The sequence below is a fragment of the Clostridium sp. Cult1 genome (genome assembly GCF_021655095.1).
Taxonomy (GTDB): domain Bacteria; phylum Bacillota; class Clostridia; order Tissierellales; family Tepidimicrobiaceae; genus Schnuerera.
The window spans coordinates 1,337,799-1,349,851 of the sequence record NZ_PPXW01000001.1; the positions used below are offsets into that span (position 1 = coordinate 1,337,799).

General features: G+C 33.4%; 11 protein-coding genes and 6 tRNA genes. 1 reads left to right on the plus strand and 16 read right to left on the minus strand.

What is annotated here, in order from left to right:
* Nucleotides 1-193: 193 nt before the first annotated feature.
* The 15 genes from C3E89_RS06535 to C3E89_RS06605 form a co-directional block, all read right to left on the minus strand.
* Nucleotides 194-958, minus strand: coding sequence for an N-acetylmuramoyl-L-alanine amidase (locus tag C3E89_RS06535; protein ID WP_236911662.1), 765 nt, complete (start codon nt 956-958; stop codon nt 194-196).
* Nucleotides 959-1,122: 164 nt separating this feature from the next.
* Nucleotides 1,123-1,542 (minus strand): putative ABC transporter permease, encoded by a 420-nt coding sequence (locus C3E89_RS06540; protein WP_336512935.1) that lies wholly within the window; start codon nt 1,540-1,542, stop codon nt 1,123-1,125.
* A gap of 271 nt (nt 1,543-1,813) precedes the next feature.
* Nucleotides 1,814-1,890, minus strand: a tRNA-Arg gene (locus tag C3E89_RS06545).
* A gap of 52 nt (nt 1,891-1,942) precedes the next feature.
* Nucleotides 1,943-2,752, minus strand: a complete 810-nt coding sequence (locus tag C3E89_RS06550; RefSeq protein WP_236911664.1) for a metallophosphoesterase — start codon at nt 2,750-2,752, stop codon at nt 1,943-1,945.
* A 42-nt stretch (nt 2,753-2,794) separates the two neighbouring features.
* A tRNA-Leu gene (locus C3E89_RS06555) sits at nt 2,795-2,878 on the minus strand.
* 7 nt (nt 2,879-2,885) lie between these two features.
* Nucleotides 2,886-2,961, minus strand: a tRNA-Lys gene (locus tag C3E89_RS06560).
* A gap of 15 nt (nt 2,962-2,976) precedes the next feature.
* Nucleotides 2,977-3,053 (minus strand) — tRNA-His (locus C3E89_RS06565).
* A gap of 10 nt (nt 3,054-3,063) precedes the next feature.
* Nucleotides 3,064-3,140 (minus strand) — tRNA-Arg (locus tag C3E89_RS06570).
* A gap of 14 nt (nt 3,141-3,154) precedes the next feature.
* Nucleotides 3,155-3,228 (minus strand) — tRNA-Gly (locus tag C3E89_RS06575).
* A 79-nt stretch (nt 3,229-3,307) separates the two neighbouring features.
* Nucleotides 3,308-3,787 carry a metallophosphoesterase gene (locus C3E89_RS06580; protein ID WP_236911665.1) on the minus strand — a complete coding sequence of 160 codons (480 nt, stop codon included), beginning with the start codon at nt 3,785-3,787 and terminating at the stop codon, nt 3,308-3,310.
* 1 nt (nt 3,788) lies between these two features.
* Nucleotides 3,789-4,400, minus strand: a complete 612-nt coding sequence (locus C3E89_RS06585; RefSeq protein ID WP_236911666.1) for an XTP/dITP diphosphatase — start codon at nt 4,398-4,400, stop codon at nt 3,789-3,791.
* A 151-nt stretch (nt 4,401-4,551) separates the two neighbouring features.
* Nucleotides 4,552-5,574 (minus strand): GerMN domain-containing protein, encoded by a 1,023-nt coding sequence (locus C3E89_RS06590; protein WP_236911667.1) that lies wholly within the window; start codon nt 5,572-5,574, stop codon nt 4,552-4,554.
* A 60-nt stretch (nt 5,575-5,634) separates the two neighbouring features.
* The gene (locus C3E89_RS06595; RefSeq protein ID WP_236911668.1) at nt 5,635-6,165 is read right to left on the minus strand and encodes a DUF2179 domain-containing protein; all 531 of its coding nucleotides are present in this window, start codon (nt 6,163-6,165) and stop codon (nt 5,635-5,637) included.
* Between the two features lie 56 nt (nt 6,166-6,221).
* Nucleotides 6,222-8,327 carry an N-acetylmuramoyl-L-alanine amidase family protein gene (locus tag C3E89_RS06600; protein ID WP_236911669.1) on the minus strand — a complete coding sequence of 702 codons (2,106 nt, stop codon included), beginning with the start codon at nt 8,325-8,327 and terminating at the stop codon, nt 6,222-6,224.
* Between the two features lie 117 nt (nt 8,328-8,444).
* Nucleotides 8,445-9,437 carry an AIR synthase family protein gene (locus tag C3E89_RS06605; RefSeq protein ID WP_236911670.1) on the minus strand — a complete coding sequence of 331 codons (993 nt, stop codon included), beginning with the start codon at nt 9,435-9,437 and terminating at the stop codon, nt 8,445-8,447.
* Between the two features lie 180 nt (nt 9,438-9,617).
* Between C3E89_RS06605 and C3E89_RS06610 the strand changes: the two genes are divergently transcribed.
* The gene (locus C3E89_RS06610) at nt 9,618-9,794 is read left to right on the plus strand and encodes a hypothetical protein (protein ID WP_236911671.1); all 177 of its coding nucleotides are present in this window, start codon (nt 9,618-9,620) and stop codon (nt 9,792-9,794) included.
* A 107-nt stretch (nt 9,795-9,901) separates the two neighbouring features.
* Here C3E89_RS06610 and C3E89_RS06615 read toward each other — a convergent pair.
* On the minus strand, nt 9,902-12,053 hold a 2,152-nt coding region (locus tag C3E89_RS06615; protein ID WP_236911672.1), incomplete at its 5' end, for a type I restriction endonuclease subunit R.

The window sequence follows — 12,053 nt, forward strand, 5'->3', positions numbered from 1 at the left end:
TTTTAGAAGGCCTATTAAGTTTACCCTTTTTTAGCTAGAATTGATTGAAATATTTATTAGTGATTTTAAATTTTACTATTGACAATTCTTAGCTGGACTCTATCTACTATATTCAGCTGCTGGATAATAGTGTAATAATTTTTTTATAAATATAAAAAAATGGACAGGTTTTCACCTATCCATTAAAACATCATTAACTTATTACTATTATTGCCTCATATCCTTTAGATTCTAATTCATCAACTAAAGCTTCTGCATTAGCCCTAATACTAAATGCACCAACTTGTACTTTATATAACCCTCCTGCAGTGCCTACAATAGGGCTATATCCTTTATTTCTAAGTTCATTTGCAAGATTATCTGCATTTGCTCTTATTGAAAATGCCCCTACCTGTACCTTATAAAGTGTTGTTCCACCACCTTTGTATGGTATTCCAAGATTATTTAATACTCCTTTAGCCACTGCCACTGCTAAATCATCCTGTCTAGTTTTTAAAATATTGGCATCTTGTGAATTAGTAATAAAAGCTAATTCTACTAGGGCTGCTGGCATCCTTGTTAATCTAAGTACTGCAAAATTTGCAGTCTTAGTACCTCTATTTACAGTATAAACTCCACTTGAAATTATGCTATCTTGAATTGCCTTAGATAATCTTGCTCCAGATGTACTGCCAGGATAGCTATATGTTTCCACTCCTTTTGCTGAGGGGTCATCAAATGCATTACAGTGTATGGATACAAACACATCTGCACCAAAATTATTAGCCTTTGAAGCTCTATCTGCCAACTCTAAAAATACATCTGTTGTCCTAGAATATCCTACATTTACCCCATGATTTTTTAATATATTTCCTACTTTTAATGTAACTGATAAATTTATGTCTTTCTCCTTTAACCCATTACCTAATGCACCTGGATCTTTCCCTCCATGACCTGCATCTAAAAACACTTTTGCCATAAATGTAACCTCCTTATTTTTATTTTTGAAGATTACTTTAGTCGACTGTTTCATCTTTCAATTATTAAATGGATTATTAATGAATTTTTTACTATTCTAAATACAAGTATTTTTATTTAAGCAATCCCTGCTGTATTACATTAAAAAAGCTAGGATAACCTAGCTTAAATAAATTTATAATTTGGTTTTTCCTCTCCAAATAGCCAATATTTTAAGTAATCGTAAAGAATTATAGCAGGTAAGGAAAGGAAAAACCATAATATAGTATATTTTAAACATATTTGTCCCATAAAATTAATTTTATGTTTGCTGTAGTCCCAAATATTCCAGCCTAGCATTACATTGAAAACTAAACCAAAGACTAACTCTAATAATGTTATAACTATACAAGCTATCCCTTGTTGTAATAATAGGGATTTCTTAGATACAAAATAAAGCTCATTTATTAACCCTATTAATATAAAGCATAAACCACCTAGAATAAACATTACTATATAGGAGTATCCTCTCCATAAAACTTCTATAAAATAGTAGCATATTCCGCCAATCATGAATAATATTGGATACTTAATTAATTGGTTCATTTTCTTCATCCTTTATACTATTTTGGATAACAATTTTTGTATTATTTAGTCTAAAGGATTTCTCTATAAATATTCATAAGAAAAACATAAAAAAGCCCTTCTCAGGGTTATTCTTCCACTTTGTTTTCCTCTATTATCTTCTGCTCAATACTAGGATTTTTTAACTGAATACTGTACATACCTCCATATATAAAAAATACACTGACTACCGAAAAGCTTAACCGATAATCAGTGTATCTATTTATAATTCAAGCGTATAAATTTAGCCACTTGGCGCACCCTGAGGGACTCGAACCCCCGACCAACTGATTCGAAGTCAGCGACTCTATCCAACTGAGCTAAGGGTGCTTATCTATTCTATTACTATTATAAATGGAATTAAAGCCAAGGTCAAATGTTTTTAATTGTCATTTGTCGTTTGTATTGTTATATTGCTTATCTGTACTCTATTAAAGAATCTAATAGGGAATACACTATTCCCCAGACCACTATCTATATATAAAATAGTATTGTTTACGTTAAAAACACCTTTATCGTATTTAGGAAAAAGTCTTTGCCCTGGAGATATAATTGCACCTATTAAGGGCAATCTTACTTGCCCTCCATGGGTGTGACCTGCAATGGTTAAATCTTCTATTCCTTTAGAATAAGATATAGGTCTATTAGGAGAATGGGATAATAATAAGGTAAAATTATCCCTATCTATGCCTGACATAGTTACCTGATAGTCGTTACTAGTAGCGTAAAAACTCAATCCACATATACTTATCTTTTGGCCTTCTACCTCAATAGTCTGGCTCGAGTTATCTAATACAGTAACACCTATTTCTTTAAGATTTGAAATAAATTTATCTCCATTTTTATTTCCCAATTCATGGTTTCCAATTACAAAAAATATATTAGGGTTTATATTTACTAATTTCTCCATCAAATCCAAAGTAGGATATATATCTTCAGTTGTACTATCTATAATATCCCCAGTTAAAGCAATAATATGAGGATTAAAATGGGTTATACTATCTAATAATTTTTGTAAATCAATATGAGTATTAGAATGATAGTCGGAAATTTGGGTTATCCTTAAAGCTTTAGATAGCTTCTTGTTGCGGAAAGTCAATTCATTCACAAAGATTTGACTTATTTGAATATAGTTATAAATAAAAATTAATATTAGAAATAATCCTAATAAATATATAAGTTTTATTTTCATTTTTACCTCCAAATAAAAAAATTGGCTCTCGCCAATTTTATATGGTGCGGGAGAGAGGACTTGAACCCCCACGTCAAAGACACTAGATCCTAAGTCTAGCGCGTCTGCCAGTTCCGCCACTCCCGCATATTACTGGTGACCCATCGGCGACTCGAACGCCGGACACCCTGATTAAAAGTCAGGTGCTCTACCGCCTGAGCTAATGGGTCAAATTTAAATAAAAATGGGGTGGATAATGGGATTCGAACCCACGATCTCCAGAGCCACAATCTGGCGCCTTAACCAGCTAGGCCATATCCACCACAATTTTTTGGTGCACCTAGGAGGATTCGAACCCCCGGCACACGGATTAGAAGTCCGTTGCTCTATCCAACTGAGCTATAGGTGCATGTTTGTCATCTTTGGAGCGGATGAAGGGAATCGAACCCTCGTGGCTGGCTTGGGAAGCCAGAGCTTTACCATTAAGCTACACCCGCATTCATATCACGAATATCGACTGACAATATAGAATTATAGCAGGTTATTTTACTATTGTCAATAGTTTATTTTTTCTTTTTATTTTAATTCAATAATTTTTATATTTATTTTATCGCTAATATCTATTATACCGAAAGTCTTCTTTCTACTAAGCCCCCTGGGCATAGAAGGACTACCAGGGTTCATCACTATTATACCAGATTCTTCGAAAAATGTCGATACATGAGTATGTCCAAATAATATTAAATCTGCCTTTACCTCTTCCCCTTTATAGAGTAGATTATCTATACCATATCTAACATTATATCGATGACCATGGGTTAAAAATATTCTTTTACCCTCAATTTCTAATATATCATCTTCTTTATATTCAGGATAGAAAAAATCACCATTTCCTTTCACCATTACAGTCCTAATTCCTGTTTTATTCTCTATATTCAATCCATCCTCTACATAATCACCAAGGTGGATTATTAGATCTACCTTTTTAAAGTTCTTAACTTCATCCACAAATTCTTCTATTCTTCCATGGGTATCACTTACTACTACTATTTTCATCCTAATCATCCTCTAATATTTTTGTAATCTCTTCTTTTAGTTTTTCTAAGGCTTTAGCCCTATGGCTAATTTTATTTTTTATCTCTTCTCCCAATTCAGCAAATGTTCTATCATATCCTTCTACTACAAATAATGGATCGTAGCCAAATCCTCCTTTGCCTTTAGGTTCAAAACCAATGTATCCTCTACATTCTCCAGTAACTGTAATTATATCCTTTTTTTCAGTTACCAATGCAATTACAGTCTTAAATAACGCCCTCCTCTTTTCCATAGGAACTCCATCTAATCTATATAATAATTTAATATTATTTTTTTCATCAGTTGCATTTGTTCCTGAATACCTTGCAGAATGAACTCCTGGCTCTTCATTTAAATATTCAACAAATAATCCAGAATCATCTGCTATTACAATATTCTCTAACTTTTCTGCCAAGGAAATAGCTTTTTTTATTGCATTTTCTTCTAAGGTTTTACCGTTCTCCTCTATTTCAATCTCTGCTAATCCTAAATCATTCTTAGATACCACTTCTAATGGTAAATCCTCTAATATTTTTTTTATTTCCTCTACTTTGTGTATATTTCCTGTAGATAAAACTAGTCTTCTTTTAGTCATTATTTTCTCCTTTTGTCTTTATTATTACTATGGATTAATTATACCCTTATTAGTTAATATTATTTTAGCAAATTTAATATTATTTTTCCAGATTCGATTATTTTTGAAATTATGACATAATCCAAAATAAATAAGCTGCCCTTTAGACAGCTTAATATTCATTGGCAAAAGCAGGTATAGTAGTATTTATGTAGAAATCCATTCCTGCTTCCTCTAAAGTCTTTCCATCTATAAGTAGTTCTACTTTTTCTATTTCTTCAAATTCACCTAAAGTCAATCCAATATTCTTTGCCATACTATTAAATATCTCATCATCATTGGGTGGTTCCCCATAATCAAAAGAAATATCTACATAGGCTACTCCATCTTTAATATCCACACCATGAAAGCTAGCCCCTTGAGGAATATCAGAACTAAGGCCAAGTTCTGTTGGTGCTCCATCAAATAGAGTTTCTAAAGCAGTATAAATATTTGGTACAGGTGCTAATGTAGGTATTGTAACAGGAACAAAATACTCAAAATCTTCTTCAAAGTTGTTTCCTTTGTAATAAACTACCACTTTTGACCTTTGTTCTTCACCATTACCGGCTAAATTAATGTTTTCTCTTTTTATAGGATTAGATAGATCTGAACCATATTTTAAGTTTGGAAGAACCTCTCCTTCAACTAAAAACTGTACCTCATCAATAGCTTGAAATTCAGTTAATGTATATACTACACCTTTAATCAAATTTTCTTCATCTTTTTCCGTTTCATAATTAAGAACCTCTTTACTAAAATCAACTTTACAAATACCAGTTTCCTCATCTATTGCCATCCCTCTAATTTCCGTACCCGCTGGTATAATGGGCAATAATCCGGTAGAACTAATACTTTCTCTCAGTTCAGGACTATCTATCATATTTCTTAATGCAAGCTTCCCAATTCCTTCTTCCCATGGAATCCTTCTCATAACAGGTACCAACAGTCCTTGTTTGTCTTTAAAATAGAATACAGTTTTTCTCATCCCATCTTCTTCTGTTAATTCAAATTCATAATCTTCATCGGATCTTATTATTTCAATTTCATCATCCTTAGAAAAAAGCTTTTTAAAACCTCCTTTCCCTTTGCAACTAACTATAGATACTGCTATTACCAATATTAATAGAATTAAAATAACTCTCTTATTATCCATCCCTTACCCCCCTCCATGTTTTATTACATTATATTAGAAGATAAGGGATACTATGATTATTTATTTCTTTTTAATAGACGAAAAGTATCCTCCACTTATAGGGCTAATGGTATTAGCTATAATAAATGCATCTTCGTCATAACTATAAACTAAATCTTTTAACTTATTTAAGTCCTTTCTATTTATTGCTATATGAAGTATTTCTCTAGAACCTTCTTTTCCATGTCCTTCTAGTGCTGTTACCCCAAAACCATTTCCCCTTAAAGTCTCTATTAATTCAATATTGTTTTCATTGGAACCTTTTAATATAACCTGTGCTGCTAAATTTCCTAATGCTATTCTATTCTCAATAATTATACCGATATAGTTTCCACAAGCAAACCCTAGAGCATAAGCTAATAAGTTTCCTATATTGTCTAGACTACTTACAACTTTGCTTAATGCTGTCACATATATGCTTACCTCAAAAAAACCAATAATAGCAGCTTGAATCTTTCTTCCTTGAACTACCATCAACATCCTAATAGTTGCCAATGTAACATCAGATACCCTAGCAAAAAATATCAATAAATATCCAAGTACCAAACTCATAACATCACCTCTAATTAATCAAAATAAGCGGAGATTGCTCCCCGCTATATAATATATTAATATAATTGAAGATATTTTTCTATTCCTTTTATAATGGAATCTACCAAAAGATTTTGATAAGTATCATCATTCAATAATCTAGCCTCTTCTCTATTAGTAAGGAATCCTAGTTCAATCAATACAGAAGGCATTGCTGTATCTCTTATTACTACTGTATTTTCTCTAGGTATTAATCCCTTATCCTGAGCCCCAGTTCCATTAACAAGTTCCTCCATAATAATCTTTGCTAATGCTAGAGTTTCTTCCTTTTTCACCTTGGCTTTATCCTTAGAATGATACAATACTTGTACACCTGAAATATTAGGATTTGCTATTGAATTAGAATGAATGCTAATAAATAGATCTGCCTGGTTTCTGTTGGCAATTGCTGCTCTTTCTTTTAATTCTATAAAAGTATCATTGTCTCTTGTCATTATAGTGCTGTAGCCTAGATCCTTTAGCCCATCATTTAACTTTAGAGAAACATTTAAGTTTACATCCTTCTCCCGAGTATTATTATGGACAGCACCTGGGTCAGAACCACCATGGCCAGCATCTATTACTATAAGCATATCAGAAGGTTTAATATTCTCATCTTTCCTGAAACTTATGGAGATTTTATCATCCGTATCCCTAGATAAAACCGTATATTCAATTCCTCTTCTAAAAGTGAGTATAGCTTTAGAAAATCTTCCTGATTTCCTTATGGTTATATCATTAATCAAACCATCCATAATACTTAGGAAGCCTTCTTCAATATCTAGTACATTTGATGGTAAAGTAACTATCATAGTGTTTTCATCTCTATGATATTCCAAATCGTAATTAGTTTTCTCCTTAGTATTAATTGAGACTATTCTATCAATACCCTTAATAGAGTAGTCTATTACCTCACCTAAATTAGTCTCTGGAATAATTACAATTTTATTATCCTTCCAATCAATTCTAACATTAGAATCTTGTATCCCATCTCTTACATCTAGCACTAATCTAACTATTCTATCATTAGGTTTATATAAGTTGTCTGGAACAAATTGAGATACTCTTATTCCTTCGATAAATCCTATATTATAATCGTAGTTAAAAAAAGTTCCTCCTTCTAATGAAGAATCTAATAAATCTACAACTATCCTTTCAGGATTAGATAGTTTAAAGCTTTTCAGCTCAGGCTTCTCTGTACTGTCAATAACAAGGGCTTCTTTGCCATCTATTACTTGTTTCTCAATTTTTTCTACCCTATTTACAAAAGACAAAGTAAAAGATTTACCATCTTCCTCTGATACTATATCAAAATCTACATCTTCTGTTAAATTGAAGACTATTCTCACCACATCCGGGTCAGAAGAAAACTGAGATATGTTTATCCTATTAATTGGCTTGCTGTTTACTTCTATTCTGCCTACTCCATCTTCAAAGGGAATACTATCTTTAAGATTTAAAACTGAATCTTTGATATCAATAACCAATCTATTAGGGTTTTTAAGTAAGTCTGTAGAATAGTTTAACTTATCTGTTCCTTTTATGGTTACTTTCGGTTTATTGGTACTTCCCTTTTCCACTAATATATTGGTTATTTCTTTTTTATTGATGTTTTCTTCTTCATCTTCATCTTCAGCTTCATTGCCTTTAGTATTGATAAAAGGTACTCTTTTAGAATTATCCCATCCTACTTCAAATCCTAAGGCTTCAGTTATTAATCTTAAGGGTACCATAGTTCTTGAATCCTTGTTGGAGAATGTTACAAGCTTAGGTATAGTGCCGCCCTCAATATGCTTTTTCTCGCCATTTACATAGATGTATTCACTATCTACTGTAATTTTTATCTCTTTATTCTCTTGTGTTACAGTTGCCGTTTTAGTTTTTTGTTCCCAAGTAACTTCAGCTCCATAACGCTCTGCAAAAAATCTAATAGGAACTAAAGTATAGTTTTTAGTGGGATGAATAAAGGTAGGAATATCCGAAAAAACTGCTTGTCCATCTAATACTACTGGAACTTCCTTTACAGCATAGTTTCTTCCATCCATACTTACGGTAAAACGACTGCTATTATTGGCTGCTAATGTTGGTGAATGCAAGAATACAAAAACCAATAATAAGGATAAAACAACTTTCCATTTCCTCATCTTAATTGCCCCTTTCCACATCCTTTGCTGTTTATATTATGGCTTATGTTATTTATATCATTTGGTTGCTAATTATGTCAACGAAATGGAGATTTTGTAATCATAATGTAATATTTACTATAGTATAGAAAGGGCTTTATATAGTTCATCGCTAGTTGGAGGATCTATTTCTCTTAGGCTTCCATCCCTTTCAATTAAAATATCTTTTTCAATTATTTCACCAATAATAGTAACTTTAATTCCTTCCTTTTCCAATTTCTCTTCTATAGTACCTATCTGTTCTTCCGATGCAATTATTAGCATACTTCCGCTAGAAATCAACCTATAGGGATCGATGTTTAGAATTGCAGATATTTCTTTTGTAACTTCTTTCATAGGGATTAATTCTTCATATATCTTTATGCCCTTATTAACTGCTACTGCTCCTTCCCAAACTGCACCTAATACTCCTCCTTCAGTTATATCATGCATATAGTTTACTCCAATTTCTCCACATATAATTCCCTCTTTTATTACAGATATCATATTCCCCATATCTTTGGCTTCAATTATTTTCTCTTTATCCATTTTATCCTCTAGGCACTCTTCTAATTCTTTGGCTAATATTGATGTACCCTCAATTCCAGCATATTTAGTTATTAATACTTTATCTCCTAATTTTACTTTTCCTGTATCGATCATTTTTTTCTTTTTTTGTTTCCCAATAACCGTAGTAGATATGACCACCCTATTTACCGCATCAGTAATTTCAGTATGTCCCCCCATAATTTCTACTTTTAACTCTTGCGCAGCTTCTCCTGCTTCCTTCATTATTAACTCAATATCTTCTTCTTTTATAGAAGGTGGCGCTAAAATAGTCAAAAGAGCTCCTATTGGTTCAGCTCCACTGCTAGCCACATCGTTACAAGATATATATATGGCAAGTCTGCCTATATCTTTTGTTGCTCCAGTTATAGGGTCGGTAGACATTATACAAACTTCTTCTCCAAAATCTATAATAGCATTATCCTCACCTATAGCTGCCCCTTGAATGATTTCCTTTCTTTTATATTTTATATTATTGAATACTATTTTACTTAAAACATGATTTGATAACTTTCCTATTTCCATAATAAAACCTCCCTACCAGTACTATGCCATATTATTACCATATTATTATACAAGTATATTGTATCAGAATACAAACACTTTTGATACACTCTAAGTACACTTTCATTTAAAAAAATCATATTTATTGGATAACTGGTTATAATAGTATAAATAAATTTTGTCTAAAAGGAGGCTCTGAACATGATCATTCCTTGTTCAGAAAAATGTTTATATCAAGAAGAAGGGTTATGTACCTTAACCCAAGTAACTTCTTCAGGTACTCCTATAGATGGTTGCCCTCATTATCTTGAAAAGGGCGAAAAAAAAGAAGGGACTAAAAGAAGCGTTCACTTAGGGATTGAAGAAAAACTTAAATGAACAGCTTCAAGCGGAGCAAAAAGAGACCAGTCACAATCAGGCATGAATGCTTGAAGTGACTGGTTTTTTATAAAGATATTATTTTTGAATTAGCGATTGATATTAATCTATATCAATCCTAAATACTTCTCAAAGAATAACATTAGTTTTTCGATAATTCCTTGTTTTTTCGCGGCTCTGCCTCCGCCAAAGCGAGATACAGGTGGCATGATTTTATCAATGGCTGTACCGGTTGTTTTAAGTATCCCATCTCGGAAAGCATTGTCGATGAATCGGCGGGTTTCTTCAGGCTTTAACTTTTCTTCTTCTATAATTGCTGAAATATCCGCTTCCTTACGCTCATGGAGGAATTTACGCCAATCTTCATCTACTTTGGTCGATACATTGACTTGCTCAATAAAACGCTCGATAAGTTCTTTCTTACTTCGAAGTTCAATACTCGAATTGATAGCCTTATCAATGGTCGTAAGAATGGTTTTATCCTTGCAGCTGGATTGTTGATATTTGGCTACAAGCATAAGGATGTAGTCAATATTTACCTCTATCTGTTTGACCAGTTCAATCTCGAAAACTATGTCATCATTGATAGTTTCTTTGTCACCATCAGCACCTTTTCTATATTCCTGATACAGGTCAATATAAATGCTCTGATAGTCCTGAAAATCCCTTTCAGATAAAATCTCATTTCCTTCAAAGTCATCGAAAGAAGTAAGAATATTTCTGAGCCTGAGTATTGCTCCATATAACCTGATAAAGTCTTTTTCCGCTTCTTCTCCGAGAATAGGTTGTCCAAGGGGATACTGTGTTGTAAGGGTTGCAATCAGTTCAGCATAGCCCGGCTTATACTCACCTTTGTCATCATAGCCGTTATAGTATTCTTCGTATGTTTTTAGCAGTACAATACCGCCAGCATCCTTATTGCCGAATAGTGCAATAGCTTTATCTGTTTCTTCTTTCAAATCTCTAAAGCAAACGATATTACCATAGGTCTTAACGCTGTTTAAGATGCGGTTAGTTCTTGAAAAAGCCTGAATCAGTCCATGCTGTCTCAGGTTTTTATCTACCCATAGCGTATTCAGGGTTGTTGCATCAAAGCCTGTCAGGAACATATTGACAACAATCAATATATCGATCTCCCGATTCTTTACACGAAGAGAGAGGTCTTTATAATAATTTTGGAACTTATCCGAGGAAGTATCGTAATTTGTACTAAATGTGGAATTGTAATCTCGGATAGCCGCCTCAAGAAAATCTCTGGAGCTCTGGTCAAGGTTTTCCATATTAAAATCCTCTTCAGGCAACAGTCCATCTGGCTCCTCCTCATTTGCACTAAAACTGAAAATAGTTGCAATGGTAAGGTTACGGTTCTTTTGTGCTATCTGCTTCTTAAACTCATTATAGTATCTGATTGCCATTGGGATGGATGCAGCAGCAAATATGGAGTTGAAACCGGCAACTCGCCTTGTTTCACGCTTTTCAATCATCTTTTTAGGGTTGTGCTTATCTGCTTCTTCCCATTTCGCGGAGAATGTGTAATAACTATTGCGCTTTGTCTTCTGATCAAAGTGTTCAAGAACGTAAGAAACAATTTCACTGATTCGCTGTGGATCTGCTAAGGCTTTTTCTCTATCTATGCTATAGACTTTTTTATCATTAACGTAATCAGGCATCTTAATGGTATTGATAAAATCTATTCTAAAAGGCAGAACATTCCCATCATTGATGGCATCCACAATGGTATAAGTATGCAGTTTTTCTCCAAAAGCCTGCTCGGTTGTGCGAAGCAGTGGGTTACCTCCTGAACTAGCATTGGCAGCAAAAATCGGGGTTCCCGTAAAGCCGAAGATATGGTAGTTCTTAAAACTCTTCGTGATAGCTTGATGCATTTCACCAAATTGGGAACGGTGGCACTCATCAAAAATCAGTACCACGTGTTTCTTATAAATATCATGCTGTTTGTTTTTACGTATAAATATATCCAGCTTCTGAATAGTGGTTACAATGATTTTGTATTCATGAGGATTTCCTTTTTCGTCCCTGTCTTCCAATTGTCTTTGAAGAACTCTTGTGGACGTATTACCGTTAGCTGCTCCCTTTTCAAAACGGTCATATTCCTTCATCGTCTGATAGTCCAGATCTTTACGGTCAACAACAAACAGCACCTTGTCTATGTAAGGCAAGGCAGAAGCTAATTGGGCTGTCTTAAAACTGGTCAATGTCTTACCAGAGCCTGTTGTATGCCAGATATATCCTCCAGCT

Coding starts and splice junctions, on each gene's coding strand:
- C3E89_RS06605 (WP_236911670.1), bottom strand. CDS start 9,437: ATGGAAATAGGAAAGTTATCAAATCATGTTTTAAGTAAAATAGTATTC.
- C3E89_RS06585 (WP_236911666.1), bottom strand. CDS start 4,400: ATGACTAAAAGAAGACTAGTTTTATCTACAGGAAATATACACAAAGTA.
- C3E89_RS06535 (WP_236911662.1), bottom strand. CDS start 958: ATGGCAAAAGTGTTTTTAGATGCAGGTCATGGAGGGAAAGATCCAGGT.
- C3E89_RS06590 (WP_236911667.1), bottom strand. CDS start 5,574: ATGGATAATAAGAGAGTTATTTTAATTCTATTAATATTGGTAATAGCA.
- C3E89_RS06595 (WP_236911668.1), bottom strand. CDS start 6,165: ATGAGTTTGGTACTTGGATATTTATTGATATTTTTTGCTAGGGTATCT.
- C3E89_RS06610 (WP_236911671.1), top strand. CDS start 9,618: ATGATCATTCCTTGTTCAGAAAAATGTTTATATCAAGAAGAAGGGTTA.
- C3E89_RS06550 (WP_236911664.1), bottom strand. CDS start 2,752: ATGAAAATAAAACTTATATATTTATTAGGATTATTTCTAATATTAATT.
- C3E89_RS06580 (WP_236911665.1), bottom strand. CDS start 3,787: ATGAAAATAGTAGTAGTAAGTGATACCCATGGAAGAATAGAAGAATTT.
- C3E89_RS06600 (WP_236911669.1), bottom strand. CDS start 8,327: ATGAGGAAATGGAAAGTTGTTTTATCCTTATTATTGGTTTTTGTATTC.
- C3E89_RS06540 (WP_336512935.1), bottom strand. CDS start 1,542: ATGAACCAATTAATTAAGTATCCAATATTATTCATGATTGGCGGAATA.